Origin of the sequence: Methanothermococcus okinawensis IH1, assembly GCF_000179575.2 — an archaeon.
Lineage (GTDB): Archaea > AGJL01 > Methanococci > Methanococcales > Methanococcaceae > Methanofervidicoccus > Methanofervidicoccus okinawensis.
The window spans coordinates 313,470-338,185 of the sequence record NC_015636.1; the positions used below are offsets into that span (position 1 = coordinate 313,470).

General features: G+C 31.0%; 33 protein-coding genes. 26 read left to right on the forward strand and 7 right to left on the reverse strand.

Annotated elements, in window-relative coordinates:
• Nucleotides 1–12: 12 nt before the first annotated feature.
• Nucleotides 13–2,226: an ATP-binding protein gene (locus METOK_RS01440; protein WP_013866467.1), complete on the reverse strand. Its 2,214-nt coding sequence runs from the start codon at nucleotides 2,224–2,226 to the stop codon at nucleotides 13–15.
• 22 nt (nucleotides 2,227–2,248) lie between these two features.
• Nucleotides 2,249–2,434, reverse strand: coding sequence for a DUF2080 family transposase-associated protein (locus METOK_RS01445; protein ID WP_048057826.1), 186 nt, complete (start codon nucleotides 2,432–2,434; stop codon nucleotides 2,249–2,251).
• Between the two features lie 196 nt (nucleotides 2,435–2,630).
• On the opposite strand from METOK_RS01445, the gene METOK_RS01450 reads away from it, so the two are divergent.
• From METOK_RS01450 to METOK_RS01460, 3 genes are all read left to right on the forward strand, one after another.
• Nucleotides 2,631–2,957 (forward strand): winged helix-turn-helix domain-containing protein, encoded by a 327-nt coding sequence (locus METOK_RS01450; protein ID WP_232210830.1) that lies wholly within the window; start codon nucleotides 2,631–2,633, stop codon nucleotides 2,955–2,957.
• 567 nt (nucleotides 2,958–3,524) lie between these two features.
• On the forward strand, nucleotides 3,525–3,752 hold the full coding sequence (locus METOK_RS01455) for a hypothetical protein (RefSeq protein WP_013866470.1): 228 nt from the start codon (nucleotides 3,525–3,527) through the stop codon (nucleotides 3,750–3,752).
• 134 nt (nucleotides 3,753–3,886) lie between these two features.
• A complete protein-coding gene (locus METOK_RS01460; protein WP_048057827.1) occupies nucleotides 3,887–4,132 on the forward strand; it encodes a hypothetical protein in 246 nt (81 codons plus the stop codon).
• Nucleotides 4,133–4,407: 275 nt separating this feature from the next.
• Here METOK_RS01460 and METOK_RS01465 read toward each other — a convergent pair whose 3' ends face one another.
• The 3 genes from METOK_RS01465 to METOK_RS01475 are packed head-to-tail and all read right to left on the reverse strand — an operon-like array spanning nucleotide 4,408 to nucleotide 6,507.
• Nucleotides 4,408–5,451: a hypothetical protein gene (locus METOK_RS01465; RefSeq protein ID WP_013866472.1), complete on the reverse strand. Its 1,044-nt coding sequence runs from the start codon at nucleotides 5,449–5,451 to the stop codon at nucleotides 4,408–4,410.
• Nucleotides 5,448–5,999, reverse strand: coding sequence for a hypothetical protein (locus METOK_RS01470; protein WP_013866473.1), 552 nt, complete (start codon nucleotides 5,997–5,999; stop codon nucleotides 5,448–5,450). Before METOK_RS01470 ends, METOK_RS01465 begins: the two co-directional genes overlap by 4 nt.
• The gene (locus METOK_RS01475; protein WP_013866474.1) at nucleotides 5,992–6,507 is read right to left on the reverse strand and encodes a hypothetical protein; all 516 of its coding nucleotides are present in this window, start codon (nucleotides 6,505–6,507) and stop codon (nucleotides 5,992–5,994) included. Before METOK_RS01475 ends, METOK_RS01470 begins: the two co-directional genes overlap by 8 nt.
• A 358-nt stretch (nucleotides 6,508–6,865) precedes the next feature.
• Here METOK_RS01475 and METOK_RS01480 point away from each other — a divergent pair, with 358 nt between their 5' ends.
• From METOK_RS01480 to METOK_RS01585, 23 genes are all read left to right on the forward strand, one after another.
• Nucleotides 6,866–7,240 carry a hypothetical protein gene (locus METOK_RS01480; RefSeq protein WP_013866475.1) on the forward strand — a complete coding sequence of 125 codons (375 nt, stop codon included), beginning with the start codon at nucleotides 6,866–6,868 and terminating at the stop codon, nucleotides 7,238–7,240.
• Nucleotides 7,237–7,458, forward strand: coding sequence for a hypothetical protein (locus METOK_RS01485; RefSeq protein WP_013866476.1), 222 nt, complete (start codon nucleotides 7,237–7,239; stop codon nucleotides 7,456–7,458). Before METOK_RS01480 ends, METOK_RS01485 begins: the two co-directional genes overlap by 4 nt.
• A gap of 48 nt (nucleotides 7,459–7,506) precedes the next feature.
• Nucleotides 7,507–7,686, forward strand: coding sequence for a hypothetical protein (locus tag METOK_RS01490; protein ID WP_013866477.1), 180 nt, complete (start codon nucleotides 7,507–7,509; stop codon nucleotides 7,684–7,686).
• Complete coding sequence (locus METOK_RS01495) at nucleotides 7,683–7,862, forward strand: hypothetical protein (protein ID WP_013866478.1); 180 nt, start codon at nucleotides 7,683–7,685, stop codon at nucleotides 7,860–7,862. The genes METOK_RS01490 and METOK_RS01495 overlap by 4 nt, the downstream gene beginning before the upstream one ends.
• A 9-nt stretch (nucleotides 7,863–7,871) precedes the next feature.
• A complete protein-coding gene (locus METOK_RS01500; protein ID WP_013866479.1) occupies nucleotides 7,872–8,108 on the forward strand; it encodes a hypothetical protein in 237 nt (78 codons plus the stop codon).
• Nucleotides 8,090–8,965, forward strand: coding sequence for a hypothetical protein (locus METOK_RS01505; RefSeq protein ID WP_013866480.1), 876 nt, complete (start codon nucleotides 8,090–8,092; stop codon nucleotides 8,963–8,965). Before METOK_RS01500 ends, METOK_RS01505 begins: the two co-directional genes overlap by 19 nt.
• A 116-nt stretch (nucleotides 8,966–9,081) precedes the next feature.
• On the forward strand, nucleotides 9,082–9,234 hold the full coding sequence (locus tag METOK_RS08610; protein WP_157198858.1) for a hypothetical protein: 153 nt from the start codon (nucleotides 9,082–9,084) through the stop codon (nucleotides 9,232–9,234).
• 50 nt (nucleotides 9,235–9,284) lie between these two features.
• Nucleotides 9,285–9,425 carry a hypothetical protein gene (locus METOK_RS08695; protein WP_013866482.1) on the forward strand — a complete coding sequence of 47 codons (141 nt, stop codon included), beginning with the start codon at nucleotides 9,285–9,287 and terminating at the stop codon, nucleotides 9,423–9,425.
• On the forward strand, nucleotides 9,409–9,816 hold the full coding sequence (locus tag METOK_RS01515) for a hypothetical protein (RefSeq protein WP_013866483.1): 408 nt from the start codon (nucleotides 9,409–9,411) through the stop codon (nucleotides 9,814–9,816). Before METOK_RS08695 ends, METOK_RS01515 begins: the two co-directional genes overlap by 17 nt.
• Before the next feature lie 156 nt (nucleotides 9,817–9,972).
• On the forward strand, nucleotides 9,973–10,290 hold the full coding sequence (locus METOK_RS01520; protein ID WP_013866484.1) for a hypothetical protein: 318 nt from the start codon (nucleotides 9,973–9,975) through the stop codon (nucleotides 10,288–10,290).
• 65 nt (nucleotides 10,291–10,355) lie between these two features.
• Nucleotides 10,356–11,225 carry a hypothetical protein gene (locus METOK_RS01525; protein ID WP_013866485.1) on the forward strand — a complete coding sequence of 290 codons (870 nt, stop codon included), beginning with the start codon at nucleotides 10,356–10,358 and terminating at the stop codon, nucleotides 11,223–11,225.
• Nucleotides 11,226–11,234: 9 nt separating this feature from the next.
• On the forward strand, nucleotides 11,235–11,561 hold the full coding sequence (locus METOK_RS01530; RefSeq protein WP_013866486.1) for a head decoration protein: 327 nt from the start codon (nucleotides 11,235–11,237) through the stop codon (nucleotides 11,559–11,561).
• Nucleotides 11,562–11,570: 9 nt separating this feature from the next.
• Nucleotides 11,571–12,521: a major capsid protein gene (locus METOK_RS01535; RefSeq protein WP_013866487.1), complete on the forward strand. Its 951-nt coding sequence runs from the start codon at nucleotides 11,571–11,573 to the stop codon at nucleotides 12,519–12,521.
• 10 nt (nucleotides 12,522–12,531) lie between these two features.
• Complete coding sequence (locus METOK_RS01540; RefSeq protein WP_013866488.1) at nucleotides 12,532–12,933, forward strand: hypothetical protein; 402 nt, start codon at nucleotides 12,532–12,534, stop codon at nucleotides 12,931–12,933.
• Between the two features lie 5 nt (nucleotides 12,934–12,938).
• The gene (locus METOK_RS01545; protein WP_013866489.1) at nucleotides 12,939–13,724 is read left to right on the forward strand and encodes a hypothetical protein; all 786 of its coding nucleotides are present in this window, start codon (nucleotides 12,939–12,941) and stop codon (nucleotides 13,722–13,724) included.
• An 8-nt stretch (nucleotides 13,725–13,732) separates the two neighbouring features.
• On the forward strand, nucleotides 13,733–14,107 hold the full coding sequence (locus METOK_RS01550) for a hypothetical protein (protein WP_013866490.1): 375 nt from the start codon (nucleotides 13,733–13,735) through the stop codon (nucleotides 14,105–14,107).
• Entirely contained in the window at nucleotides 14,091–14,315 is a 225-nt protein-coding gene (locus METOK_RS01555) for a hypothetical protein (RefSeq protein WP_013866491.1), read from the forward strand. The genes METOK_RS01550 and METOK_RS01555 overlap by 17 nt, the downstream gene beginning before the upstream one ends.
• A gap of 119 nt (nucleotides 14,316–14,434) precedes the next feature.
• Nucleotides 14,435–16,618, forward strand: coding sequence for a phage tail tape measure protein (locus METOK_RS01560; RefSeq protein ID WP_013866493.1), 2,184 nt, complete (start codon nucleotides 14,435–14,437; stop codon nucleotides 16,616–16,618).
• Nucleotides 16,619–16,623: 5 nt separating this feature from the next.
• Nucleotides 16,624–17,187 carry a hypothetical protein gene (locus tag METOK_RS01565; protein WP_013866494.1) on the forward strand — a complete coding sequence of 188 codons (564 nt, stop codon included), beginning with the start codon at nucleotides 16,624–16,626 and terminating at the stop codon, nucleotides 17,185–17,187.
• Between the two features lie 35 nt (nucleotides 17,188–17,222).
• Complete coding sequence (locus METOK_RS01570; protein WP_013866495.1) at nucleotides 17,223–18,029, forward strand: hypothetical protein; 807 nt, start codon at nucleotides 17,223–17,225, stop codon at nucleotides 18,027–18,029.
• Nucleotides 18,026–19,465: a DUF2341 domain-containing protein gene (locus METOK_RS01575; protein WP_013866496.1), complete on the forward strand. Its 1,440-nt coding sequence runs from the start codon at nucleotides 18,026–18,028 to the stop codon at nucleotides 19,463–19,465. Before METOK_RS01570 ends, METOK_RS01575 begins: the two co-directional genes overlap by 4 nt.
• A 36-nt stretch (nucleotides 19,466–19,501) precedes the next feature.
• Nucleotides 19,502–20,002, forward strand: coding sequence for a hypothetical protein (locus METOK_RS01580; protein WP_013866497.1), 501 nt, complete (start codon nucleotides 19,502–19,504; stop codon nucleotides 20,000–20,002).
• Between the two features lie 64 nt (nucleotides 20,003–20,066).
• Nucleotides 20,067–22,214, forward strand: coding sequence for a hypothetical protein (locus METOK_RS01585; protein ID WP_013866498.1), 2,148 nt, complete (start codon nucleotides 20,067–20,069; stop codon nucleotides 22,212–22,214).
• Nucleotide 22,215: 1 nt separating this feature from the next.
• On the opposite strand, the gene METOK_RS01590 is transcribed toward METOK_RS01585, so the two are convergent.
• Together METOK_RS01590 and METOK_RS01595 are read right to left on the reverse strand one after the other, a co-directional pair.
• On the reverse strand, nucleotides 22,216–22,671 hold the full coding sequence (locus METOK_RS01590) for an HK97-gp10 family putative phage morphogenesis protein (protein WP_013866499.1): 456 nt from the start codon (nucleotides 22,669–22,671) through the stop codon (nucleotides 22,216–22,218).
• 4 nt (nucleotides 22,672–22,675) lie between these two features.
• Entirely contained in the window at nucleotides 22,676–24,715 is a 2,040-nt protein-coding gene (locus METOK_RS01595; protein WP_013866500.1) for a phage head morphogenesis protein, SPP1 gp7 family, read from the reverse strand.
• Nucleotide 24,716: the final 1 nt, after the last annotated feature.

A 24,716-nucleotide genomic window follows, 5' to 3' on the forward strand; every position in this document is an offset into this window, starting at 1 on the left:
CTTATCTATTTATTATGATAATACCTTATACTTACCAGGTCTTACCTCCATTACCTCTCCAAAATTACTTAATTTCTCCAAATACCTTTCTAACTGTTCCTCTGAAATGCCCTTTTTAGACAGTAATTCTTCCAAATCATAGAAACTAACAGGGGTATCCTTAGTCTGTTCTAAATGTTTAATCGCATCCTTAATTAAATCTAATTTCTCAACCTCAGACTTTGGAACGCCCCCTATTTTTGCGAAATCCAATAAACCAGTTTCGGGGTCTTTTGCTATTTCGTTGTAGCACTCCATTATGATATTTACTGCTTCTCTTGCATCTTCACCATCTGCAATCTCTTTAAGTTTAGCCTTTGCTATCGCTTCAGTTAGACGAGCAGCACTTTCCAACTGTCTGGGGGTGATACTTTCTCCTGCATCCTTAGTTTTTTGTCTTAATTCTACATAGAAGTCTTCTATTACATTATCCGCCTCATCTGAAAGAAGCACTATTTTATTTGTGGCATATTGGATATACTTATAAATAAAATCAGGAGTTAATTTTATCCGTTTTCCATCTATCTCAATTGTTTCCCCGTTAATATCCTCTTTTTTTACCAACTGCTTATTTAATCTTAAAATACGCTTTGCTATTTTTTTGTCTGAGTATCTATTTGCATTATCTCTTAAAGGAAATATTAAATCAAATCTCGATAGAAGTGCTTTTCCAATTTGGATTTGCTCCCATACTGTAAGTTCGGGGTCATATCTTCCACGCTTTGGATTGCATGCTGCCAAAATCGAGGTGTTGGTTGGTAGGACTGTTGATATGGATGCTTTATTAATGCTAAGTTTCATGTGTTCCATAGCTTCTAAAAGATAGTGTTCAATACTGCTCTTTGTTGTAAATTCATCAATACATGCGGTTCCGCCGTGTGCTTTTGGAATAACTCCTGGTTTTATAACCCATGTATCGTCTCCAATTTCGGTTTTAACTCGTTCTACTGTTGCGGTTAATCCAACTCCTGACGCTGTATTTACTGACGCATAAGTATTGCCTGGCATTTTTGCTATCTTTTGAAGCATTATCGACTTGCCCACCCCAGGGTCTGTAATTAATAATATGTGTATTACATTTCGTTTTATTAATTTCTCTGTTCCTCTTATTTGTTGTAAAAATATTGCTTTTTTTATGGTTTCGTGCCCCTCTATCTCAGGGAACAGGTTTTTTGATAGAATGTCTATAACATTAGGTATCTTTGAAAGCTGTTTAATATCTTCCTCATCTTCCTTTGAAATAGTGGCTTTCTTTGTGTTTTCAATTGGAATGATATTTATCGCTTTGATTATGATGTCATATACTGCCAGTTTCTTTGAACTTGCCACTTTTATAGGAATTCCTATTACTTTTACCCTACCGCTGTATATTCCCTTTGCATTCTCATTGATTATCGTCATGTATCTTGGAGGGTCGTTTGGATTTTTCATTTGTTCGATAGGCTGCTGGACTTTTAACTCCTGAAAATCCACATATTTTGAACCCTTCTCATCTAAATATGCCTTTTCTTTACATTTACAAGGAAGTTCTCTAACAGGATTTAAAGGGTCAATAGGTATAGTAAAGGTATTTCCACAGTTTGGACAGTAAAACTTCCCTTCTATTATTGCCGTTTTTAGTTTCGATGCCAGTGCTATTATTCCTTCAAATTCAACTAATTTATTTAGATTATTGCTCCTAATGTCCTCAATAGTTGTTGATGTGGGTAGTTTTTTAATCGTAACTACGGCGTCAGTGTCTTCATTGTTAAATGAATAATATGCTTCTTTGTATGCTTCCGATAAGAGAGTTAATGTTTTCTCAGGATTTTCAATTAACATATCTACAACAGCTCCTAATCCTGAGCTTATTAGGTTAGAAGTATCTATCTCAACTAATTCCGAATCTGTTCTTATGTCTTCACTATGAGCAGTTTTAAAGAATTGAATTAATTGAGATTTGTAAGTTAGTAATGCATAGTCATCTTCTTCCTTCTCTTCTTTCGGAGTTTCTAAGAGAGTGATAATTTTTTTATTATTGATGATTTCCTCCGAAATAACTCCTCTTTTAATTAGCCTGTCTTTTGTTGTAGATATTCCTCCTTTTGAATACCCTGCATCACATAATAATCTATATATATTATCCCATTCCATAGAGTGGTTTTGTGATTTTTTTAGTAAGTCGATAATTTCGTCAGCAATAGACATAAAATCTCCTCTTTTTTATTTTTTAAAGGGTTTCGCTTAATCCTAATTTTTTAGCATCTTCTTTTGTCAGTACCGTTAATAGTGCATACTCTCCACCGTATTCTGGGGGAACTATTGCAGATGCTCCACCACCTTGTGGTTTTAATTTTACAAGGAGTGTTGGATAAATTTCCCGTGATTTTTTCCAGTTTGGTTTTTTGATTATCATAATATTCACCATTTGTTAAGATATAACTATTTGTTTTTTTACAAATAATAAAATTATTAAACTACTATATAAATTTTTTGGTTTTTATAAAATAGTTTTAAAAAATACAATATTTCAATATATACACTTAAAACAAATATATACATAAGTTTAAAATGACAGTTGTTTTTTTATGTCATTAAGTGAGGTGAATATAATGAAGATGATAAAATTATTAGCAAAAAAACACATTAAAGAAATATTAGAATTACTTAATAAAAATGAAGAAATGTATTTTGGGCAGATTTTAAGGATTATAAATATAAATCAAAGTAATCTAAGTAAATTATTAAATGAGCTTGTAAATGCGGGACTGGTAGAAAAGTGGGAAGAAAAAGAAGGATATAAACTTCCAAAATCATACTATAAAATAACTAAAAAAGGGCGACAGGCGTTAATATTCTATAAATTAGATGATAAATTTAAGGATATTCCAGATAACCAGTTTTTAAAAATTCAAAATATTGTTGCAGAATATGATTAAAATATAAAATAAATATATTGTGTTTATTATGCAATGTGATAATAAAAACATAGCTTCTTTAATTTTAAAAAATAAGAATAATTTAAACTTAAAAGTATGATAATAAGGGTGATAATACTTGATAACAAAAAAACATAACGCGGTAAAACAATGTTATTTTTCGAAATAACCGATTACTTTAAATTAAAACCCTGATAATAGCACATAATAAAACCTATTATCATACTTTTAAGCATAATCCATTGAGATTGCAATTTATTAATTTGAAAACAAGCAATTATAAAGGATATAAGTATGAAAATGAGCGTAATTAACGTCCGTTTTCATACTTTTAAGCCTTATTTACTCAATATTTTAGAAATAATAACCAAATGGCAAATATTGGCTTTTTCGTTATCATTTGTTATCACCCTTATTATCATACTTTTAAGCCCTATTTATCCTTTATTTATTATTATATTATTATATTATTCTTATTTTCATATTATATTTTTCTTGGGTATATACTATAATAATAGTATATAGTAAAAATAAATATAGAATTTAAAATCTATAAAGGTGATGTCTATGTTGAAAAAATCCATGGTTGTTATGGCAGTTATTGGAATTATAACTGCATGCATGTGCGGTTGCATGTCTTCCCCTGAACAATCCAGCATTGTAAAATTTCACCCTGATATCCAACCATATCATACTACTCATTATACTACATTAACAAATAAAATATATATTAACATGAATGACCCATTAATAAAGGAAAAAAACAATTATATGACCAAGGTGGTGGGGTTGTAGGAAATGGTGTCCCCCAAGATTTAAACAACAATGTTAAACAATTTTTAGAGGAAGAAGGGACTAAAATATTTAATGATAAATATGTAATGTCATATTTTTATAACTTTAATATTACTGACCACGGTAATTTTGTCATGACCATCTATTCAAAAAGAGTTAAAAAAGATGATATGAAGGCATTTGTAATTATGGCTAAGGATATATATCATAAATATAATATGTATTGCCCCAATAATAACATGCGTATAGTTATAGATTTTGTAGATATAGATAGTGGTTGGAAATATGGTAATGTGGCTTATAAGTCATATCTTGCCAATGGATTAGGCACTAGATACCAATTAGATGATGGAACAACAATTGGCGAGGAATATAACTAATAGATATAGATTATATTTTAATCCTTATTTTTATATTATCGGAGCTCCGATTATACCTTTGTAATTTATAGCAATATATAGCATTTCTGTTATTAGTTAAGACACCGAATATAATGGAACTTCAATAGTTCAATTTAACATATATTAAATCTTAGTTTGATTAAATAGATTTCTTAGCGTTTTTTTATCTTGTATATAATCCAAGGTATCATTTTGTTTGATATATTTTTGGGATGTTAAAAACTCGTCTCTGCTGGATTTAAACTCATGAAACTTTAATATTGCATGAAGTATTGTTTTTTATTTTTATCATGCTCAGCTTCTTGATAATTTAATAGTGGGTTTTTTATAGACTTTTCATTAGTTTCTAAGATAATATCATCAACCCATTTAGGGTTGGATATTATTTCATTACTAAGGGAGGTAACATCCAAAAGCCTTTTTCTAAATAATTTGAGTTCCTGACCTATTGGCTTTGGATTAACGGTTTTTTGGATGGGACCCCCAACACCAACATATGAGGATAATATATCGCCTACAACAAACTCTCCATAATGAACTCCCGATACATTGTATAAGGAAGATAGACTTCGTTTTACATCTAACATAACTATTCCAATATTTTTATCATATAATGAGTTCCATATTGTATCGTAACTAACCCTATAGTTTCTAAAAGATTTATATAATATCCCAATTAAATTTAAAGTGTCATTATCTTCACACGAAATTACATACTCCAATATATCATTTAATAAGTTTTCATCACATCCTGGGTCAATAACTGGCATTATTGTTTTATTAGGATTACTCTCCACATATTTTTTATGAACCTGTTTAAATTTTTCAATAGGTAAGTTTAGCCAGGGGATAGTGATTATATTTAAATTATACTCTTCAATGTCCTTTTGTAATATGCATTGTAATCGTATAAATTTTTCGAGAATACTATCCGAAGTATGTAAATAATTCAAAGCAGAGGATGTTGGTTGTAGTAATACATATCTCAAATTAAAATATTGCATTGTAACTAAATGTGAAATCACAACTTTTTTAATGTCATTAAATTTTTTATTTTTGGAGATAAAATCTTTAATATTTCGTGTTCTTTTATCGGTAAATTTTAAAATAACCCCTCCAATTTCAGCATTAATTTCTACTGGAGTAGGTATTGTTTTTTTTGCATTCATTTCTGAGTTAGTTATTGCTCTTATTGGCGTTTCAATAGATACTGAACTACTAATCTTTATTTTAGCCACTCTTGTTCTATATGTATATTTTGGTGAATCGTCAATATTTAATGGTTTTACTACTATCATGCCCTACCACACCCCCAAATTATGTCTTTATATTTATTTTTAATTTTCGATTTTTCTTTATATTTTTCATAGTTTTGATACACATATCTAAGAATACCATCAGTTCCTAACTGGTCCCATCCCTTCCTTTTTCTCTTTATCTCTTTTTTTAATTTATCAGGAAGTTTTTCAAAAGTCTCTTTTATTTCATTTTTACCCTTATCCGTAAGTTCAAACTTTTCTGATGTTGAGTTTTTTCTTCCAATTCTTTGTATATATCCAAACCATTCAAGTTGATTAAGAATCTCTGCAATATCAAAACTATATGGTCCGTAATGATGTGGAATAAAATTTGGGTTTTGAATTTCAAAATCATTGTAATCTTTTAAGACTTCCATATATAATAGGAAAATTTCTTTAAATAGCAATGTCCTACCATATATTGGCTTGTTTTGAGCATATAAAATTATCAAAACCAAATCTTTGGTGGTAAGAATTGTTTTTCCTTTCATTGATTCTATTAATTCTTTAAGTTTTTCTAATTTATTATACTTCAAAATCTCACTCATAGTATCCCCCTATTTTTTCTATGGTAAAAGGGATATTTTCTCCGTTTTTATAATTTCGATAGGTTACCAATGCATAATTTTGGTTTTTCACATTAAACAAAATGTGCATTTCAAAATATACCTTTTTTGATTTTTTGGAAATACCTCTTTTCATTCTATTGTACATCGAATAAGGCACAACAATAGAATAAACGCCATTTAACAGTTCATCGACACCGATACCATACTTGGCAAATAATATTGCAAAATGCCTTAATCTTTTATCAGGAATGTGATTAAGTGCATCTTCTGTTTGGATTTTTAAAAATTTTTTATTTTCTTTACTATTTGCTATCAATTCATAACATCTACCGCAATAGCCACAATCCACAAGCAAGGGTGCTGAAACATTGTAATCGTATGAAAAAGACATATCGATTAGTTTATTCAATGGTATCTTAATTTTTTTTGATTTTGCTGAAAGCATTGATATATTAGGGCTGGGATTACCACAATAAACACACCGCATGAACACCGACCTATTTCAATAATTATAAACTTTTAGTTTTTTAAAGAGTCTCTTCCTTTGTATTTAAAATAATTTTATAACTTCACTTATGTTTGTATTATCCTTTTTTTAATAGTTTAACAGTTCCTATTACATTATAAAACTATGCTTGTATTAAAAAGTATCTATTTTTAGTTAGTTTTGGGATGTCAATGTATATTTTATAACTTATACTATTGACTTTTCTAAATGGTATATTAAAAAAATTAAATAGAAAGTTATAAATAATAGTTTAACAATATTACTATTTGCAAAAAAGCAAAGAGTTTAAAATATAAAAATAGTTTAAAAAAATACAACTAACCCACGAGGTGAAAGCATGACAGAAAAATATTGGAAATACACAAGACCAGATGGAACAGTTGGATACCATAAAGGTAAGAAGTGGAGAGGAATCTCCCAGCAAGAAGTAACTAAAGAGGAATACGCAGACCTTCTAAGAGTAATAAGAGGGTTAAGTAAGTTGGCAGCCACCCACCCAGAGATAGAATATCTAAGAATTGAACTGGCAAAAGAGCTTCTAAGTGAAAAATGGAGTAGATTTGAAAAGTTTTGTAGGAGGGTATTTTATGGGGATGTAAAAGTAACAAAAGAGGAATGGGATTGGGCTTGGGAAGTTAGAGAACAGTTGCATTTCGGTCCATATACTTGCGGATTAATCGCAAAAGAATTACAAAAAGAGGTGAAAACATGACAGAAGAAGAGATAATATGTGCCAGATGCGGCAAACCGTTAAAACATCCTGTGTGGATTAACGGAAAACCATACGGAAAAACATGTGCTAAAAATATCGATAAGCCTTTAAAAAGCAGGAGTTCCAGAGCTCCTGCAAGAAAGGCAAAACGCAAAAATAGAAAAGTGGATGAGCATGAAGGTTTGGATGCATTTTTAGCTCAACCATTAGTGCCTTAACCACTTTTTCTTTTAACTTTTCTAAGATAAAAATGTTTCGGTGAAATAATGAAAGAACGAATTATTGATTTCTTAAATAGCAGAAATGGAAGAGCCAAAACATTAACAACATATTTTGTATCAGGATGCGGCTCTTACTCAGAGTTTAACGACATAATAAACGAGATGGAAAGGGACGGATTTATAAAAAGAGTTGAAAATGGAGAATATTTAGAGGTGGTAAAATGATGGATTTCAATAAATTGGAGTTTTATGTGGAAAAAGCAAAACAACAATGGATGTCAGGTGATGAGCACGGGGCAGTAGAATCGTTATATAAAGCAAAGAGGCTTGCCGCAGCAATGGAATCGGAAGCTAAATTCAAACTACATGTTGGACATAGAGATGCAATATTCATCAAGTAAGGTGATGCTATGGGATATTATTATGCAGTAATAAAAAATGGTAAAATAGTTAGTTATGGAGCAGTTCGAAGTAAGAAAGAAGTTATAAAAAAAGCGGAATTATTAAAATTAACAGGAGCTGTATTAAAAGTTATCAATCAGTTGGAGTATCAGGCTATAAAAGAGAAGATTGATGAAAATGATAAAAAAAGAATGAGAAGATATTTAGCAACAAGGAGGGATTTAAAATGTGTAAATATGATTTAGCTGCACAGGCACACTATAATATTTATAAAAAAGAAATAAAGCCCGAAGCGATTAAGAAGGATGTTAAAGAAATAATTAAAAAACATAACGGTTTGATTAATGAAAGCTCGGCATTTGTGATGTGGTTAGATGAATTAAAGTTAAGGGGTGAGTTTAAAAAGTTGAAAAATAATGGAGAGGTAAGAAGCATGGATTTTGTTGAGAAAAATTTAGGTATGCCAGACATCATGGAGATTTATGGAGAAACAAGAAGCTTAAAAACATTTACGGCATATAAATTTGCAGTAGAAAGAGCAAAATCAGGTAAAAAAGTAATCTATATCGACACAGAAAGAAACATGACAAAGGAGCAAATCAAAGAGCTAAATGACGCTGGATGTGATTATAGGTGTATTATTAATTTTGATAGATTAGTTAATTTCATAACTTCGAAACTTCCAAAGGGATATAACTATTTGATTTTAGATTCTGTTGGACTTCCTGCTCTTGGTAAATTTGCAGTTTCAAGCATGCATGGTAAAGGTCAGGTGTTGCTCAATGTTCAAGCTATACTCTATACATTGAAGGATTACTGCGTGGAAAATGATTGTTATGCAGTAGTTACCAACCAACCAACTTCTGAAATGAATAAGACTGAACATTTCACTTACAATGGAAAAAAGTATATTGAACTTACGCCGTTTGGAGATAAAGGGAGTTTTTTTGTTAAGGAAATATACCGAGCAATACCTGTTAAACGAACTCAAAATGAGACGGTGGTAGATTTAATTGCATGGGGTTCAAGAGTGTATCCGAAGTATAAGCCTGTAGTTAGACTTGTAAGAAAAGGAACAAATCTTGAAGTTAAAGCACTTTAATTATTTATTTAACTTTTTGAGGTGGAAAAATGAGAAAATATAAAATGACACTATGTGGATATAAAAACTGGAAAAGGGTCGATCATGGATGTTATGAGACGATAGAGGGGGATGATGTGTCAGTAGAATATGAAATCGAAGCTAATGATTATAGAGAAGCAGAAAGAAAAGCACTTAAAGATTTTAAGGATAAGGGATATTTCTTTGATGAAATAGATGCTGGCTCTATCAACTACCTGGATGAAGTTATGAAGGATGATATCTTGTAATCGGAGCTTCTACCCATCAAGCTTCGATAATATAAAGTGAGTTGATTTATATGACTGAGAGAAAAGGAAAAATGGCATTAGACATTATAAGGACAGTTAGCAAATATTTCTTAGATATTTTAGACATCAAAGACTATGGGGATAAATTAATAATTGAGATAAAAAGGGGTAGAGATGGTTTCACAAGATGAAATACTAAAATTAATAAGGTCAAACGGCGGAGCAATTTCAACGAGAGAACTAAAAAAACACTATAATATATCTAAGGGGAATGGGTTGGGGAATATATCTCAGAGATTAAGACAATTAATGAAAAAGAAACTATTAGCAAAGGTTAAAGGGTTGAACGGGGAAGTAATTTATTTTTTAATCGATTTAGAGTATCTAAATAAAGAGGAAATTAAGAAATACAAATATAAGTTAGAAGATATTGAAAGGGAGTTCAAAAAAGGCACGAGTATTAAAGAAGTTGCAAATAAATATGGTATGAGTTATAAGTGGGCGTGGCAGTTGCATAAGCGTTTTTTGAAAGAAGGTATATTATATTATAAAAGAGATGGGAGACCATATAAACAAATATGAACAAGTTTATGAACAACTTTTTTATTTTTTTAATTAAGTATATTAGTTAATGTAAATAAACCAATTAAGTTAGCATTTTTAAATGCTAAACTACACGGGAAAATATGTAGGGAAGGGCATGCCCTACATATGACGGAAAACTAAAAAGGTGAAATTATGGCATTGTTTGGAGGAAAAAAAGTAGAAGCAACACAAGCCGTTAATCCCACACCAGATGACCTTATGATGGGAAAATCTGATGTGGTTGAAAAGATTGCTGAAAAGAAAATAAAAGAGAAAGAATACGACGATGTTGTTGCTGAAACAAAAATGAGAAAATTCTATCATGAGAATACTCAAAATGAAAAGATTGCAAAGTTAGAAGCAGAACTTGCTAAAAAAGATAAGGAAATAGACGAATTGAAAGAGGAAATTAGATCCATAAAAGGGAAAACAGGGGGAATTGGAATTGGTGGTGGCACATCTAACAGGTAAGGTTGAGTTTCTGAAAGAAATAGTTTTAAAGAAACTCTAATTTTTTTATTTTTTAAGGTGGTTTTGTGGCAACACAGAGGGAATATATAGAAAATGCAATAACGGAAATAACAGATATTACAAACCATTCTAATGACCTTTATGATATTTTTAAAACCATTAAATTAAAAATCTACACACCCAACCTACCAGAGCCCCCCGAACTAGTTAAAAAAAGAATTAATGAATTTGAAGGTAAGTTGTTAGATATTGACCATGACGATTGGAACGGGGATTCAATCGTTGGGAAGTTCCTGAAAACATGGTGGGATGATTCTACAAATGAAGGTTTTGCAGAAGTGGGGATATTTAATAAGGCAAAAGCAGTAGTAGATTTAATTAAAGAAGGTAAAATTAAGTATTTTAGCCCCTCATTTTGGATTACATATTTAGGTGAAAACATTATTGATGTGCTTCCAAAGGGCGGAGCTCTGTGTCAATATACTATACCTGATGACCCTGATTGTGGAGTTATAGACCATTCAAGGAGGAAAAATATGGATGATGAGATGATTAAGAAAATAATGGAAGAAAACACCCTTTTAAAACAGCAGTTGGAAGAAAAGGAAAAACAAATACAGTCTGTTTCAGCTTCACATTCTAAGACTATTGGGGAGCTCAAAGCAGAACATTCAAAAGAGTTAAAAGCAGCAGAAGAAAGGGGATTTAAAAAGGCAAAAACATTACTTGAATTGCATTCCAAGTATAACATTGATGAAGAAGTTGAAAAACAGCTTATTGAAGCAATTGATAACAATGATGCATTGAAAGTTGCGGAATTAGTTCATTCATTGAAACCAAAGGAAAATGATGCCCTTGCAGTAGGCGAAGGGAACCATTCCAATAATATGAGCCCCGAGGAGTATCTACAAAAATTAAGAAATGGGGAGCTATAAGGTGATATTATGAAGATTAATTATGCACCGCTATATACAACAGAAGGATTAATCACACTCAAAGGAAATGCAGCACCAGGAGAGGCAATATCTGCTGGAACAGTTATTGGGATTATTTCTGCATCAGGGGAGCTCTCACCGTATAACAGCTCGGCTACTGACGGAACAGAAGTAGCAAGAGGTATTGCACTGTGTGATATTGATGCAGCAGATGAAGATAGAGACATAATATATGCGATAGCAGGAGCTGTTATTGAAAGCAAATGTATAGGCTTAGATGCAACCGCAAAAGAGGATTTATCAACGATATACTTTGTTAAAGATTCACAATTATAGGTGGTATAAATGTCAGGAATTGATTGGAATAACCCAGCACTAAATTCATTAGCAATTAAGGGGATGATTAAGGAGTATGAAACCAACACCACGGAGCTCCCATATAGAAAAGTGATGCCAGTTGCTAATGTAAAATCAAAAACATTTTCAGAAATTGTTGATAAAAGCACAATCTTTGCAACTCCATCAACAGCAGCAGGAGCATCAATTCAAACAGTAGATTTGGAAAAAGGATTAAAATCATACACTTGCGGTCTTCATGCACTAACCTTACCTTTGTTGGGTGAAGATAGGGGGCTCGCTCCTGTGGATTTAGTTCAGGATGCTGTTTTTAAGGAATTGGATGCGGCAAGATATGCTATTGAGGCGGAATTTGAAAACCAATTGGTGTCGAATATTCCAACCTCCAACAAGGTAGATGCCTCATCAGCAAAATGGACAGATGATACAAAAGACCCCATAAAGGTAATAAATAATGCAATCAAAGCAGTTAAAAAAGCATCTGGATTAATTCCAAACGCCCTCATCGCTAAGGCGGATGTGATTGATGCACTGACAAGTAATGCAAACACAAGAGATTATATTAAATATATCCAGCCCAACGCAGTAGATGGAAATGGAACGCTGATAAAACTAAGAGGATTAACTATTATTGAAGCTCCCGAATCAATTAAAAGCGTAAATAATAAAGAGCTGTCTAAGTTTTCAAGCACATCAGTATACTTAACAGTTGCATCTAATGTAATATCAAGAGGAACAGGATATATCGCAACATATCCAACAAGGAAAGAAGTTCAGCAGGGAAAGATATTGCAAAAGGCAAATAAGGATACCCCGCTTATTTTCAAATACATTGATGAGATGAAGGCAACGGGTGTAATTAATATGGTTTCAGAGCTCTCATTTATTCCAGTTATCCAAAGACCAAATGCTACTGCCGAAATAAAATCAGTAATTTAAAGGTGTTATTATGGGATATTGCACACCCGCAGAGCTCTACAACTTTCTAAAACTTAAAATTCAATATAAAGACATTGAAAACGACCTTAATTCTGCAATAACCGTGGCATCATCAAGGATTGATGCACAGGTAGGACTTATTGAGAATCCTGATGAAGATACAAAGATACTATTAAAACGGGCATGTATGTATTATGCAGGAGCTGAAATATTAAGGCAATATTGGGAAGAATTACAGGTCGATAGATACGAAATGCAAAAGGTTTCACAATATGAAGGAATGGGGGACGAGCTGACAAGAAACATATTAAATAAGTTAAAAGGAGTTCAGCAGATTACCACATCTAACGATAATAACAAAGATACAAAAATAATTATTCCTTCATTTTTATATACGATTACAAATAGGTGATTATAATGGGTTCTACATCATATATTAATGGAGATGGATATGCGAGATACACAGGGGGCGGGACGTTATTTATTAATGGAGAAAGCATAGCAATTGTAGAGTTTGAAGCAGAATTGAATCATAAAGAAATGCAGACAGCCACTACTGCGGGGATTATAAAAGATGTTTCACAGCAGATAGATTTTAAAGGTAAATTCACCGATATAGCAGGAACACATAAGTTTTGGAGCATGTTTATGGGAATTGATGCTATGGAATCAACTGCTGAATCGTTATATTCTGGTGCTGGAACTGGTGCAGACCAAACGGCAACAGCTGATGCACAGCCAACGCTCCCATCTATTTTACAGATATCACTCTCTAAAAGTGGAACTACTGTTCCAACAATTACTCCCGATGCGATTGTAATTGCTGGAAAGGATGCATTTGGTAATACAATTACTGAGAATTTCAATTATACTTGCCTTGAAACTATTGTTGGAAGTTTGTTATTTTCACAGATTGATAGTATTGCAATCCCTGGCACACTGAGCTCAGATACAAAAGTTACTGTTTCAACAGTTGCAGGTGTAAAAAGTGGAAAACCAACAATTGTTCCAAAATTCAACCTTCAAGGGTTTATAAAAGGGAGTGATGGACACCTGCAAGGCGTACAAATGAAAAATGTAACAATACTTAATAAACCAAAATTTAAACTTGAAGGCAAGGAAGAACATATTAAAGAAGAAATTGAGTTTGTTTTATCAAATGCTAACGAAGACATAATATTCTATGAATATATACCTCAGTAGGTGGTTAAATGGTAACTGTTGAAGAATACTTAAAAAAAGCATATACTACCGTAGAGCTCCCCAGTGGATTCAAATTCAAGATAAAAACATTATCCTCAATAGATGTTTTAAAAGTGATGGGAGATATTCCCTCAATACAGGAGATGACAAACCTAAACAAAGAAGAAGTAAAGGAGAATGTGCAAAAGTTATCAGCGAATAAAGAATACACTAAGAAAATAATTGAAGTAGTTCCTGAATTGGTTGAAAAATCAATTATCGAACCAAAAGGCATAAAATGGGAGCAGTTAGACGGTAAGGATAAAGATGCATTAATGGAGTATATATTATCACAATTTACAGCAGATAAAAAAATATCATCCTTTCGTGAGAAAGAACAGTAAATTATTAGATGCTGTTGCTCAAAGATACGGCTGTCTCCCTTCTGACATTTTAAATCTTTCAGTTGTAGAATTTAACATAAATATTGCAGTTGCGGTTAATTCAGCAGATACAGAATCAGAGAAAAAAGGCTGTAAGGTAAAGGTTGTTGATAAAACAGAATTAAACAATAAATATAAAGAATTATTGAGGAGGTATAATGCCCGTTGATATAAAAAGATGGAAAAAAAACACTATTCTAATTTTTGGAGTGCTTATGTTAATATTCTTTATTTTAGTTTTTATAATCTTTGTAATCAGTGAAATATACGCACTAACAGGCTGATAATATGGTAAATATGGAAATAATTATTTCAGCAGTCGATAAGGCATCAGCTGTATTGGAAAAGGTTCAAAGGAAGATGGATGTAATTAAAAACAAAACAGCAAGAATAGCAGAAACATTTAACAGAGTAGGTAAAGGTTTAGCTGTTGCTGGTGCTGGAATGACTGCATTTGCCACTCCTTTTGTTGCAGGAATGGCATCAGCAATAAATAAAGGAATAGAATTTGAACAGCAAATGAAAACAGTTCAGGCAGTTATGGGGGCATCACAGCAAGACTTTACAAAACTATCACAACTTGCGATGCATTATGGTGCAACAACAGCCTATACTGCATCAGAAGTAGCAGAAGCCATGAGGAATATGGCAGCAGCAGGAATGAAAACAAAACAGATATACGCATCGCTCGGTAGTGTTTTAACTCTTGCAACGGCAACACAGTCTGATTTAAACCTATCATCTGAAATTATTATTTCAACACTTGCACAGTTCAATATGAAGGCATCTCAAAGTGCGAGGATAATTGATGTATTTTCACAGGCTGTTGCTAATTCCCCTGCAAGACTTGGTGATTTACAATATTCTTTAAAATATGTCGGAGCTCTGGCTAATTCAATGGGATATTCATTAGAGCAAACAACTGCTGCATTAATGATGCTATATAAAGCTGGAAAAAAAGGAGAAGAAGCAGGGACTGCATTAAGGGAAGTATTGTCACGCTTAGTTAATACGGGGGTGCAAAATAAATTAAAAGCATTAGGTATTAATGTCCTCGATTCAAATGGAAAATTAAAAGGCATGGGGACTATATTAGATGAAATAAAAAAGAAAGGACTATCTTCGGCACAAATATTATCGATATTTGGAACGGAAGCAGGGACTGCAATAAATATTATGCTAACACAGGGGGGAGATGCCTATAAAAAATATGTAAAAGTATTGGATGATTCAAAAGGAAAAGCAGAAAAGACAGCAGATGAAATGAAAAACACAGTTCAATATAAAATACAGGCATTAAAATCAGCAATTGAAGGGATAAAACTATCTATTTTTAAGGACAATAAAGGACAGATTAAAAAGTTTTTAGATGAGCTCATTAAAGCCATGCCTGCTATAAAAAAGTTTGTTGTCTCTATTTCAAAAGGGATGGCTACCGTTGGGAAAGTGATAGTTAAAGCCATTCTTCCATTGTTAAAAATATTTAACAATCTTCCTGCACCAGTTAAAAAAGCCATTGGAATTTTTGTTGGATTGGTAGCTGCAATAGCTGCAATAGTTGGCCCTATTCTGTTGGTGGTTGGCGGGTTTGCAATGGCTATCTCTTCAATCAGTGAAGTAGTTGGTGCAATAGGTGGATTAAGTGCAGCAATTGGTGCAGTTTCAGGGGTAATATCATCGGTAATTACCGTAATAGGGGGCATTGTGTTAGCAATAAATCCTGTTATTCTGATAATCCTTGCAGTTGCTGTTGCAGTGGCAGCTTTATATTTAGCGTGGAAAAATAACTGGTTTGGGATTAGGGATACAATAAATGCAGTTGTTAAAAAAATAAAGGGGATATTAAGTAAATTAGCAGGAGCTTTAAAATGGGTAATTACTGAGATTAAAAAGCATACAAAGGATATTAAAAAAGCATTATTTACCGCATTGCTCGGACCATTTGCACCACTCAAAACAGCATGGGATAACAATCTCTTTGGAATTAGAGATAAGTTAAAAAAAGTATTTAATGAGATGATTAGTTACTTAAAATCATTACCTCGTAGATTTTATCAGGCTGGTGTAGGGATGATTAATTCACTTAAAAATGGAATTGAAAGCAAAATAAATGAAATTAAGCAAAAAATATTGGATTTACTTCATTGGATTGATAACCACCTACCCCACAGCCCTGCAAAAGAGGGACCGTTAAGCAGATTGGATAAAGTAGGTCCTGGTTTTATAGATACAATTGCAGAAGGGATAAATAAACATAAATCTAAAATCCAAAATGTAGTTGGGGGCATAACTACCACTATGGCAATTAATACACGATTAGGCAGAGCTCCTACAACGAGCAATGTACTCAACTATGGTGGAGACACGCAAACCAACTATAATGTGGCAATTAATGTTGTTGGTAAATCTTATGATGAGCAACAATTAGCTAATCATTTGAATAAATTATTAAAAAAACAAATTTATAGGTGATTGAAATGCCAGCGGGTGGACCAACAAATGATACAATTCCCAATACAAATAAAATATATATAACATCTCCAATTATAGCCAAAGTTGTATCGGTCGATTCAACACTAACAGTTACAAAAGACGGTGATGGTAATATAATCGATGCTTATATTGAAGCCCCGACCAATGGACCAAATTCTTGTTCAATAGTTAGTCCGATGATATATAATAAAAGCGATTGTACAGAATGTAATTTAAATAAGATTGAATGGGATCCAATGAATGGATTTAAAGTTCATATTTATTCAGATGATGCAAATGAAACAGATACTTTCAATTTGTCATTTATAAAAGTTGTCCCAAAAACTATGGAAAGAATAAATAATATAATATGTGATAATACAACACCAGAATATACTTCGGATGAACCACCATATAAAAATTATAATATTTTGACAGTTAATGATAATGCCCCAGAAAACTTTGATGTTGTAATTGTATATGATAGTTATAGAAGAGAAATATTGAAAATCAATAAAAATGCCCTATATGATGAAATACAAATGGGCAGTGGTGGTGGAACAGAATAATAAAAATCTTTCTTCTATTTTTTTGGTGATTTAATATGGGCAATTTACACAATTATTCAACCGATAATGATAATAGTAATATTTCAAACTATAATAATAATAATACTAAAAATTATGATAGTGATTACTCTCTTTTGAATAGCGAAGAAGGTTTAGATATAAATAATCCTAAAAATCCACAACAATCTGGTTCATCGATAAAATCAACTAAAATGTGTTATGATTCATCTACACAAAATGTAATATGTGAAATAACATTAACAGATGGAACTATAATAACAAAAAAATATAATATTGCAGTTTTATTACAAAGTAAATATAATAATGGATATACAAAAGGTAAAGTTGATGGTATAAATAGTGTTGATTTCAAAACTATAACAGCGACTGTAAATAATACAAACATAATAACTAATATTACATTAACAAACAATAAAAGTAAAATAAACTCATATATATTATCAGATAATGATGTAATAAAACTTTATAATAATTTACATCCAGTAAATAGTGGTTTGTGGATAAAAATTGACGATAAAGAATATATTTTTCCAATAATTGATAGAAATAAGCAGCCAGATATAAACGCAGCGTATCAACCAGCAATAGATGGCAGCTCACAATATGAAGTTTTAGGAAAACCGCAAAAGAAATGGACATTTGATTTATATGTAGATTCAATTGAAAAATTACAATTTTTAGAACAATTAGAAATAAATCCAGTATGTGAAGTAAAATTCGATGAAATAGAAACTTATAAACAAACATTAATACAAAATTTATCATATTCCAGAATTACATCTTTCAATTATAATGTTTCTATCGATTTGGTGATATTATGACGGTTGATTATGAAACTTATCAAACAATTATAAGAACAGTAAAAAAAATGATGGAAAATTTGGGAAATATTCCTAATAATTTCAAATTCCTATCAGATGGTTCGTTTCAATTGGTTAATGAAGCAACCGTTTGGGATGATATGACAAGCCAAAATATTGTTGGACATAATACAATTAATTATGTTTTAGAAGCAACAGAATTTGAACAACCAATACCATATACAGTATTTGATAATAATGTTTGGTTAAAATGTTCTATACCAGCAAATAAATCTATTACTGTTACATTTACACCAGATAGCAATAAACAACCGGTTAATCCAGATAATATATTTGAATTTTTTGATGATTTTGATGGAAATTCATTAGATACAAATAAATGGACAGGAAGTGCATCAATAAATAATGGAACAATAACTGGTAATAATTGGGATATTCATTCTAAGAAATCATTTACTTTACCAATAATTATAGAAACAAAAGTTAAATATATATCTTCAACGAGTGATACATCACATTGGTTTGGTATTTATCAAGGAAACTCATTTGGAAATAATCTATGTTATTGGAGATTTGATTCTTCAGTTGAAATATACTCTCCTAACGAAAAAATAGAAACAATAAATCATAATGATGGGTATGATTATTTTGTAGCATATTATACTCCAAATAAAGTAGGTGTAAGTGCTAATGGACATTATGGTCAGAGTGCTTCTAAAAAAGGTTTAAATAACCAATCTATAACTTTAAAATCATATAGTGGATGTAAAGTATCTGTCGATTGGGTTTTTGTTAGAAAATACGCAGACGAAGAACCAACAATTAATGTATTACAAAATTCAGATGGTTCTTATACTGTAACAATATCAAATCCAAATAATTATAATTTAGAAGATTATCAAGTAAAAATATCTGGTTTGGATCTAACAAAAACATATAATGTAACCGTTAAAACAACAACTCCAACATTAGTTTGTGACGCTATGCCAAATGATAAAGAAAGTTACTTAACATTCTATACGATGTTTTCACATCAAGTAAAAGTCAACGGCATAGCTCACTTTTATGTTCGTACTTATATTCCACCAGACGCACCTGAAGGTGATGTTGTTCTAAAATTAGAATGGCAAACACATCCCATTGAAGCAATAATCGAAAGTGATACGGGTAATATTATAAACCTTTCAACTTATAATACAATAACTAAATCTGTAAAAAAACAGTTTCATATTACATCAGATATGCACGGTAAAAATATTGTCCTATGTTTCTGTACAATTGATACAATTAAGAATTTCGACCAAACAGTATTTTCAAACCTCACTAGATTAACGGATGATGCAAATGATACTTTCAACTCAGCTTTACCAATATTATACGCAAGTTGGTGTGCAGAAGTTGATACATTAGGCAGTAGAACACCATCTGAAAAATAAATTTTATATTTTATTAAAAACACAATAGTGATGTTTATGAAAGATATAATTATTGATGCAAAAACATCTATTGATTTAGATATGAATATAAATGCTATTGACCAAGCAAATATAAATTCATTAATTTATTTAGATATAAAACCGTTTGATAAAGTAAATATTATATATTCAAATAATAAAATATTTAGTGGCATAGTTACGGATACTGAATTAAATATAGCTTTTGGACAAAAGAATTACAGTTATACAGTCAATTCCCCATTATTTTTATTGAAAAAGACTAAAATAGAAAATAGTTATACTACTTTTTTACAATTGTTTCTAAAACAATGCTGCGATATGTGTAATTTATATTTAGATTATAGATTAGATAAAAATCCAATAATGGCAGTTGAAAAAATAGATTATTTTAGTATGTTGAAAAAAAGTGTAATTTACACAAAAAACTATAATACCAGATTTTATATTGATTATGAGAACAATAAGTTAGTATTTACAGATAAAACGGATGGATTTTATAATAAAATAAAAAAGTAATAAATTATAGTTATGAATATGATACAACAATTGTAAATCAAATAAAATATTAATTGGTGGTTTTATGGGAAATACACCCTTAACTTATGATGAAATTATAGCAAAAGTAAAACGAACTTGGACTGTTAAATTTTGGTTTGATGTTGTTGCGTATGGGAGTGAGCATTATTCAACAAGTATAATGAATGATTCAACTTACAAAATTTTTAGATATAATCTTATTACAAATCATTATGATGGCGAGATGGGTTGGGGCGTGATTGCTCATCAAACTGTTGAATATGATGATGTTGTTGAATGGAAGAATGATACAACAGTTGTTCAATTACAATATCATAATTCTGACTCATATATGGCGGAAATAGTAATAGATTTATGTTATGAAATAAAATCAAATGATGGAAAATATACAAAATCTGGAAGGGTTAGATGGTATGATTATTATAATGGCACTCATCTAAACTATTATAATATTACATCAGATGGAGCCTCACCAAATGAAAATTTACCAGAGTTTTCGATAAATAAAAATGTTAATTTAAATTCTTTTTCTGAAAATGATAATGGAACAGCAACAATTACTAATAATAGTGACGGAACATATTATGTAAATGGACTAATAATGACTGATGTTTTCAAAAAAGTATCTATTGAAAATAAAGAAGAAAATGTATCAAAATCATTTTCATTTACAATAGAAAAAGATGGAAAAAATATAAAATCATACAATCAAAATGGAAATATAACAGATATTATAAATAAAGATATTGGTGATGGTTGGTGGATAAGTTCTGATTCGACAGCAGAAATAACGGAAGATAATGATACACAATGTGATATTGTCTCTTCATCTTTTATTGGATATTCAGTTCAGCCGGGGGATTATAAAATTACATTTACTAATAAAATAGGCGTTGGGACAATAATTCAAACATTTACATTTACTATAAAAGAAGGGATGAAAGAAAATATAAATATAAAAATTAGTGGAGATTTAGCCATAAAGCCGGTGTGTAAATGTTATTTAAATAGCGTTGATTCAAAAAAAATAACATATAATTATTCAGTTTCGAACGTAAAGTTCAATGCATTTCCAAATGATTCAAATACCCAATTAACAAATATATTTTATGAGAATTTACGAGATAACACAAAATGGTATTTACGATTATTTGATAAAGATGATAATAAATTAACAGAAAAAGATATTACAAAACAAAATGTTGGAACAATAGATTATACATTTAATTTATCGAAAAATACTGTATTTGATGGTAAATGGGAATTAATTGCAAAATATAACAAAAAAGAATATAAATTAGACGAACAACAAATAAAAGTAATAAGACAAAAATACTGCAACACCATAAAAATAGATATAAAAATGTATGATGAAGCTGGGACTGAAATTGATAAAATACCACAGCCTACTTCGGCTGGATATAACAAAAATTTACATAGTAATATAAATATAAAAATAAATATTACAGATGAACAAGGTAAATATATCGATATCCCAGATGGTAAAATAAAAACAAACTGGCAACAAACATTAACAAAAGATGATATCGGTAAATACAGCTTTATAATACCAAATACTGATGATAACGCATTGGGTTTAGGAAGCTATGGAATAACTGTTTATGTAGATAGAGATTGGTGCGAAACAAACGGCTATTATAATAGTCATAACATTGAAGCAAATAATGTTATGATAAATTCAAACAAAATAGAAAAAATAATGTTTGTGGGAGCTCAGGTTGTAAATTATGAAAATGGGATAACAAATTTGGATAAAGAATATGATAAAATATCTGGCATATTTATAAATCCACAATTAGAGTTCGATGTTGTTCAATCGACTCAAACCAATAATCCACTAAATCAATATACTTTTTGTTATACTCCATTTATAGCATCACAAACACTAAATCTTCCAACATATACTGATGAAGAAAAGAAAGAATTAATAAAAGCCATTATGAGAGATTTAGGAAATGTTAGGAAAATAGAAACATTCCAAATTATGACAAAACCAGATAAATTACCGAAAATAAATCAAAATATTACATTAGATACTTGTATTGATAATCAGTTAAGAACTATCCCCATATATTCAATTAATATATCAATATCAAACAGGAAACTATCTGTAAAAATATCTAATGAAGAAAAAAAGCTAATGAAAGATTATTTAAGCATGCTAAAATAAACTATTTTAAGCTATCTTCTATTGCATTTTTAATAATCTCCTCTACTTCCTTTTGTTTTCTTTTTAGTGCGGGTTCAAAAAATGGTCTAGCAGGCATTTTACTCGTTCCTTTTTCTACATATATTGCATAAGGTCTATCAGTTGTAATTATGCCCGTTAATCCTCCACTTCGGAACTTAACAGATATAGAATCTTGAAGTTTTTTCTTATCTTGTTTTGGACTGAATAAACCATTGTGAGGTAAAAGTCCTTTTTTCTCCAACTGTTTTTCGTATGATTTAGATATAGGTTTCCATCCTAAATCCGCCTTTTCATATCCTGTCATAATATTTTCTTTTACCTCTTCCTTAACCATTAATGTTGCAGTCTTGACGGCATCTTGCAGATTTTTAAACATCTCATCCTTCATAGTTAGTATATTTTTATCTATCTTAACATCTATTTTGAAATCCCCCATAATATCACTTAATAGGTTCTATGCGATATACTGGCGTACATCTACATCTCGGATGTATTGGCGGGATGATAGGGGCTTCATTAATTTCCCATTCTTTATTGGCATATCCTTTACATATTGGACATACTTTACTATCTCCCCTCGTTATGATTTTAACATATACCTTATATTTCCCTTTGTGCTTTTTTGCAAATTCTTTATAATATTCATTTTCAGACCATGTTTTAGCCCTCCTTAATTCTGTTTCCACAATCCTTTGAGCATCTGCTTTTGTAGTTTTCAATGTATCCATTATTCTTTGTGTAATATTTGTATCCCCCACAGTATTGAGCTCTGAAACAATGATATATTTAAGTCTATTTTTCTGGTTTTCAGTTAGTTTAGTGCATAAATCCAATGCGTAGTTTTTTACAAACTTCACAGCATCGCTATTTACATCTATTTGTAATCCCGTTCCTGCTACCACCGTATCTATTGCGGTGTTAATTTCTCCTTTTAGATTATTATCTATATCTTTGAAGTGCTCATCCAACATATTATTTAGTTCTATATAATTATCAACAGTAATTGATTTGTTCTTTTTCAAAAACTCTTTAACATCATCATCAAATGCTATTGTTGCATTTTCAATATTATTCATTATTTTATTAGTGAGCTCCTCAACAATGACATTATCGGTGTCATCAGTTGGTATGTCTGAGTGCTGTGCTGGTTTTGTTGTTGTGGATTTATCGAATTCAATGTTTAAACCAAATTCTTTCATAACTTCAATTATTACATTCTCTTTAACTCCACAATTTTTTAACTTTCCAATAATATCTGCCTGTTTATCCAATCTTTCTACTTTCTGATTTGTATCTTCAGGGTTTATATCTGCAAATTTTATCTTTACTCCATTTCCGAACTTTCTGAATAATATAAAATTAATAAGTGCCGTAAAATCAGTTTGCATTCCTCGATATACTGCATTAAGATAATCTGCCACTGTTCGTGATGTTGCTAATTCCGAACCTCTCGCATCTATGAGTGCCATGCTCGATAACAGTGCATATGTTATTTGTTTGTCCAAAATAGAAATTGATGTTTCATATATCTGTGGATTAATAGCCTTACCTGCTTCAATCGTTTTAAGTTCAAGGAATGGGTCTGTAAATAATTCCTTCCTCTCATCCCAATTCTCAAACTCTTCCGATAACTGCTCTAATTGTTTTTTAAAATTATCATAAGCTTTCTTAGCAACCTCATCATTGGGGTCTGCTGGTGGAGTTGGAAACATTGGATTTCCATCTTTATCAAACTTTCCAACTATGCCATGGATGAACGGTGCGGAATATCTCATAATTGTAGTGGGCATCCTCCTAATTATGTCCCACTTTGCCAAAACATATTCAATACATTTATCTATTACCGAGCCACCGTTCCTTTTGAACCATATTATATTTTCTGCCTTTCCAACTTCTGCACCGTTGGTTTTGATTTTATTTCGAAGCTCCGAGGGTACGAAGTATATCGTTTTAGATTTAGCATTCCCTTGCAGGTCTTCATAGTTAGCCGTTTGGATAAAATAAACTTCTCTATCGTCGAAAGGGCTTTTTTTAACCTCCATTGTTGTTGGGTCTATTCTCTGGATATACTCGACTTCACCGTTCTTATACCTTATTTGTGCGAAACATTCCCCATATATTAAATAATCAATAAATATCTTTTCCAATATGCTGTCTCCGTGTAGATTTGTGTTAATTAACCCTATCTCATTAATCCAATTTTGCACCTTTTCTTTAAGTGTATCATTGTCAGCAATTATTTCATAGCTCTGGAATAGTTTATTTTTCAATGTTGTTATTGTGAGATTAACCGTAGCATCGTATTTATATATCATTTCTTTGAATGCAGGGTCTTCTAATAATTGAGCGTATTTGGTGGAGCCTATGGTTGTAGGTCTTTTGTAGTTTGATAAGTGCTGTATAACAATATCATCGTCTTTCGTATTTTCAGTAATGGCATTATTATCTTTTGAATGTCCCCAAACTGCTGTAAAGAACATA

Coding starts and splice junctions, on each gene's coding strand:
- METOK_RS01440 (WP_013866467.1), bottom strand. CDS start 2,226: ATGTCTATTGCTGACGAAATTATCGACTTACTAAAAAAATCACAAAAC.
- METOK_RS01445 (WP_048057826.1), bottom strand. CDS start 2,434: ATGATAATCAAAAAACCAAACTGGAAAAAATCACGGGAAATTTATCCA.
- METOK_RS01450 (WP_232210830.1), top strand. CDS start 2,631: ATGAAGATGATAAAATTATTAGCAAAAAAACACATTAAAGAAATATTA.
- METOK_RS01455 (WP_013866470.1), top strand. CDS start 3,525: ATGTTGAAAAAATCCATGGTTGTTATGGCAGTTATTGGAATTATAACT.
- METOK_RS01460 (WP_048057827.1), top strand. CDS start 3,887: ATGACCATCTATTCAAAAAGAGTTAAAAAAGATGATATGAAGGCATTT.
- METOK_RS01465 (WP_013866472.1), bottom strand. CDS start 5,451: ATGATAGTAGTAAAACCATTAAATATTGACGATTCACCAAAATATACA.
- METOK_RS01470 (WP_013866473.1), bottom strand. CDS start 5,999: ATGAGTGAGATTTTGAAGTATAATAAATTAGAAAAACTTAAAGAATTA.
- METOK_RS01475 (WP_013866474.1), bottom strand. CDS start 6,507: ATGCGGTGTGTTTATTGTGGTAATCCCAGCCCTAATATATCAATGCTT.
- METOK_RS01480 (WP_013866475.1), top strand. CDS start 6,866: ATGACAGAAAAATATTGGAAATACACAAGACCAGATGGAACAGTTGGA.
- METOK_RS01485 (WP_013866476.1), top strand. CDS start 7,237: ATGACAGAAGAAGAGATAATATGTGCCAGATGCGGCAAACCGTTAAAA.
- METOK_RS01490 (WP_013866477.1), top strand. CDS start 7,507: ATGAAAGAACGAATTATTGATTTCTTAAATAGCAGAAATGGAAGAGCC.
- METOK_RS01495 (WP_013866478.1), top strand. CDS start 7,683: ATGATGGATTTCAATAAATTGGAGTTTTATGTGGAAAAAGCAAAACAA.
- METOK_RS01500 (WP_013866479.1), top strand. CDS start 7,872: ATGGGATATTATTATGCAGTAATAAAAAATGGTAAAATAGTTAGTTAT.
- METOK_RS01505 (WP_013866480.1), top strand. CDS start 8,090: ATGTGTAAATATGATTTAGCTGCACAGGCACACTATAATATTTATAAA.
- METOK_RS08695 (WP_013866482.1), top strand. CDS start 9,285: ATGACTGAGAGAAAAGGAAAAATGGCATTAGACATTATAAGGACAGTT.
- METOK_RS01515 (WP_013866483.1), top strand. CDS start 9,409: ATGGTTTCACAAGATGAAATACTAAAATTAATAAGGTCAAACGGCGGA.
- METOK_RS01520 (WP_013866484.1), top strand. CDS start 9,973: ATGGCATTGTTTGGAGGAAAAAAAGTAGAAGCAACACAAGCCGTTAAT.
- METOK_RS01530 (WP_013866486.1), top strand. CDS start 11,235: ATGAAGATTAATTATGCACCGCTATATACAACAGAAGGATTAATCACA.
- METOK_RS01535 (WP_013866487.1), top strand. CDS start 11,571: ATGTCAGGAATTGATTGGAATAACCCAGCACTAAATTCATTAGCAATT.
- METOK_RS01540 (WP_013866488.1), top strand. CDS start 12,532: ATGGGATATTGCACACCCGCAGAGCTCTACAACTTTCTAAAACTTAAA.
- METOK_RS01545 (WP_013866489.1), top strand. CDS start 12,939: ATGGGTTCTACATCATATATTAATGGAGATGGATATGCGAGATACACA.
- METOK_RS01550 (WP_013866490.1), top strand. CDS start 13,733: ATGGTAACTGTTGAAGAATACTTAAAAAAAGCATATACTACCGTAGAG.
- METOK_RS01560 (WP_013866493.1), top strand. CDS start 14,435: ATGGTAAATATGGAAATAATTATTTCAGCAGTCGATAAGGCATCAGCT.
- METOK_RS01565 (WP_013866494.1), top strand. CDS start 16,624: ATGCCAGCGGGTGGACCAACAAATGATACAATTCCCAATACAAATAAA.
- METOK_RS01570 (WP_013866495.1), top strand. CDS start 17,223: ATGGGCAATTTACACAATTATTCAACCGATAATGATAATAGTAATATT.
- METOK_RS01575 (WP_013866496.1), top strand. CDS start 18,026: ATGACGGTTGATTATGAAACTTATCAAACAATTATAAGAACAGTAAAA.
- METOK_RS01580 (WP_013866497.1), top strand. CDS start 19,502: ATGAAAGATATAATTATTGATGCAAAAACATCTATTGATTTAGATATG.
- METOK_RS01585 (WP_013866498.1), top strand. CDS start 20,067: ATGGGAAATACACCCTTAACTTATGATGAAATTATAGCAAAAGTAAAA.
- METOK_RS01590 (WP_013866499.1), bottom strand. CDS start 22,671: ATGGGGGATTTCAAAATAGATGTTAAGATAGATAAAAATATACTAACT.
- METOK_RS01595 (WP_013866500.1), bottom strand. CDS start 24,715: ATGTTCTTTACAGCAGTTTGGGGACATTCAAAAGATAATAATGCCATT.